Source organism: Chrysiogenia bacterium (assembly GCA_020434085.1).
GTDB lineage: Bacteria > JAGRBM01 > JAGRBM01 > JAGRBM01 > JAGRBM01 > JAGRBM01.
Genome location: JAGRBM010000224.1, coordinates 1 through 2,969 on the forward strand (window position 1 = coordinate 1; position 2,969 = coordinate 2,969).

Sequence of the window (2,969 nt, forward strand, 5' to 3'; positions counted from 1 at the left end):
CCGCCGGCATGGCCGCCGAGGGCATGCATCCCATCGTGGCGATCTACTCGACCTTCCTCCAGCGCGGCTATGACCAGGTGGTCCACGACGTGTGCCTGCAGAAGCTGCCCGTCGTTTTCGCAATGGACCGCGCGGGACTTGTGGGCGCCGACGGCGCCACGCACATGGGCCTCTACGACATCTCCTATATGCGCTCGCTGCCCAATATGGTGGTCATGGCGCCCAGGGACGAGAACGAGCTTCGCCACATGCTCAAGACGGCCGTCTACTGCGGCCTGCCGGCGGCCGTTCGCTACCCGCGCGGCAATGGCCAGGGTGTGGAAATCGAACCCATGCGCGAGCTGCCGCTCGGCAAGGGCGAGCTGCTCGAAGAAGGCGGCGACATCGCAATCATTGCCTACGGCACGCCCGTGAACTTTGCGATGGAAGCGGCCAAACAGCTCAAGGACCGCGGCATCCATGCCAGCGTGGTCAACGCCCGCTATGTCAAGCCGATGGATCGCGACCTCATTCGCGGCGTCATCGCCAACGTCGGCAAGGTCATCACCGTCGAGGACGGCGCCCTGATGGGCGGCTTCGGCTATGCCGTGCTGGAAATGCTTCAGGAAACCGGCGACCTGGCGCACGTGAAGGCCTTCCGCCGCCTGGGCGTTCCCGACGAGGTCGTCGAGCACGGCGCCCAGCCCGAGCAGTGGAACTATGTCGGTATTGACGCCAACGGCATCTACAACGCCGCGCTCGAAATGCTCGGCGCCGAAGAAGCGGGCGTCCGCCACGCGGCGCAGGGCTCGCGCAGCTAGTCTTTAAAGCGATTCTTCAAACGGGGCGGCCGATTCGGTCGCCCCGTTTTCGTTGATGCGTTCCTCGGCGGCCTGGGCGGCCTGCGATTTGGCGCGCTGATTTCGGTAGAACAGCACCACCCCGAGAATGATGAGCCCCTGCCCCACGATCATCAGGGGGACGGCGAAGGGGATGTTGAAGAAGCTCTTGTAGCCCTGGACAACGGCCTCGGAGAACAGGACGTAGAAGACCGTCGAGGGCCCGAAGCCCAGCAGGATGCCGAAGAAGAACGGCGCAAAGCGCATGCTGGTGAGCCCTGCGCCCCAATGCGGCGAGCTCATGGGGGAGAACGGAATCGCGCGCAGCGCGAACATGGCCATGAAGGCGTTGCGGGAGATGCGCTCTTCCCACTTGTGCCAGTTGTTGGGAATGCGTGCCTGCACGAAATCGCGGGCGACGTACCTTGCGATGAGAAACGCGCCGCCCGCGCCCAGCGCGCCGCCCAGCGAGGTGAGCAGCACGGTGTTCATGGCGCCAAAGACCGTTGTGGCCGCCAGGATGATGATCGCCCGCGGGAAGGTCGAAGCCGCACAGACGGCCACGAAGCCCACATAGAAATAGGGAAGTCGCGGCGCCAGATAGGGATCGTTGGCCCAGCGGTCGAAGAATGCGCCAAGGGTCTGCGGCGTGGGCAGCCCCAGCCCGCGCGCCAGGTAGGCAAGCAACGCAATGGCCGCCAGCGCGAGTACGATCGCGGCTCGGCGCATGACTTTGCGCTCGGCCTTGTGCTCGATCACAGGCGCAGATTCCGCAGATTGGCTCAAAACATCCGACTCCCGCCCGGCTCCGGCCCTCACCGGAGGTGGCAATCGCACAGGGGTCTATATAGCCGGGCACAAGCCCTTGCCGCAAAGATGAAAGAAAACGGCTCGTCTATTTGAGCCGGTTTTTTAGCATTTGAGAGAAATCGTAATCCGGGTCGTCGAGGACACGCTTCCCTATCTGAGAGACGCTTGAGGTAAGGCTCGCCTGCTTCTCGGGATTCATGTACGCAAAATTTGCCCAACCAAATTCAAGCCGGCGGAAAAGCGTCCGTTGATCGTCTTTTGCAAATTTTGAAAGTTCCCGATCGAATGCCGTGGGCACTGACGCGTAGATCATCGCCAGCGCCAGGTCTTCCTGCTCCCACGCACTTTCCCGTCTACTCAGGGCGACGTCCATATATTGGTGGATCAAGTCGGTCCGGCCACTGGCTTCGATGAGCCAGACACATGAAAACAAATTACCGGGGTTGCCGGGGCCATCACCGATCGTTTCATCCTTGCAGGGAGAGAGTCCCTCCCACACCTCAGCGAATGCTTGTCCTGCTCGAATGAGCAATTCACTGCAAAATTTTTCATGCCCCTTGGGACAGTTCGCGGTAGTGTTTTCATGTATCTGCCATAGATCATCCGGGCTCACAGTTGCATCGATGTGACCCCATACGAAGACGTCAAAATCTTTGTGCGTCCTTTGCAGTTCTAGGAAATCGCTTACATGCTGCCAATCTTTTGCAAACAACTGGACTGCGGTGTCGGACGCCCCTTCGCCCATCCAGCCGTCGTCGCAATGATACAGAGCAATGTCACGATAGATTGAGTAAAAGGCGCCCCAGTTATTTTCGTTGGAATTACTGATACGACGCGTCAGCGCCCCGAAATCATCGGCAAGTTGTTTTTGGATCTCAATCAAACAAACCGGAGCTTCTTGGGCGTCAACCCTGCCAGCGTGGATACTGGCAAGCAACGCGCTCAACACAAGTATGGCAAGAAATCGCACTCCATCATTGTATCTTGCTGTAACAAGATCTCCCAAAGAAAACGCCCCGGCGGGTGCCGGGGCGTCTTTGTCAGTCTCTGAGCGATTTACAGCGGGATATTCCCGTGCTTCTTCCAGGGGTTGGTGTCCTTCTTGTCGCGGAGCATGTCGAAGGCGCTGACCAGGCGTGAGCGCGTCTCGGCCGGATCGATGACCTCGTCGACGTAACCAAGCTCGGCAGCCTTGTAGGGGTTGGCGAACAGGCTCTTGTATTCCTCGATCAGCTCGGCGCGCTTGGCGTCGGGATCGGCCGCTTCCTTGATCTCGCCGCGATGGATGATGCCGACGGCGCCATCGGCGCCCATCACTGCAACCTCTGCAATGGGGTAAGC

At 60.2% G+C, this 2,969-nt stretch carries 4 protein-coding genes; 1 reads left to right on the top strand and 3 read right to left on the bottom strand.

From position 1 onward, the window contains the following. Positions 1-800 (top strand): 1-deoxy-D-xylulose-5-phosphate synthase (locus KDH09_07250; protein MCB0219472.1); only part of this gene is annotated, 800 nt, incomplete at its 5' end. Between the two features lie 3 nt (positions 801-803). Here KDH09_07250 and KDH09_07255 read toward each other — a convergent pair. The 3 genes from KDH09_07255 to KDH09_07265 form a co-directional block, all read right to left on the bottom strand. After that, positions 804-1,577, bottom strand: a complete 774-nt coding sequence (locus tag KDH09_07255) for a TVP38/TMEM64 family protein (protein MCB0219473.1) — start codon at positions 1,575-1,577, stop codon at positions 804-806. Between the two features lie 136 nt (positions 1,578-1,713). Continuing rightward, positions 1,714-2,598: a hypothetical protein gene (locus KDH09_07260; GenBank protein MCB0219474.1), complete on the bottom strand. Its 885-nt coding sequence runs from the start codon at positions 2,596-2,598 to the stop codon at positions 1,714-1,716. An 86-nt stretch (positions 2,599-2,684) separates the two neighbouring features. Further along, positions 2,685-2,969, bottom strand: a 285-nt coding sequence (locus tag KDH09_07265) for a methylmalonyl-CoA carboxyltransferase (protein MCB0219475.1), incomplete at its 5' end; no start/stop codon positions are given.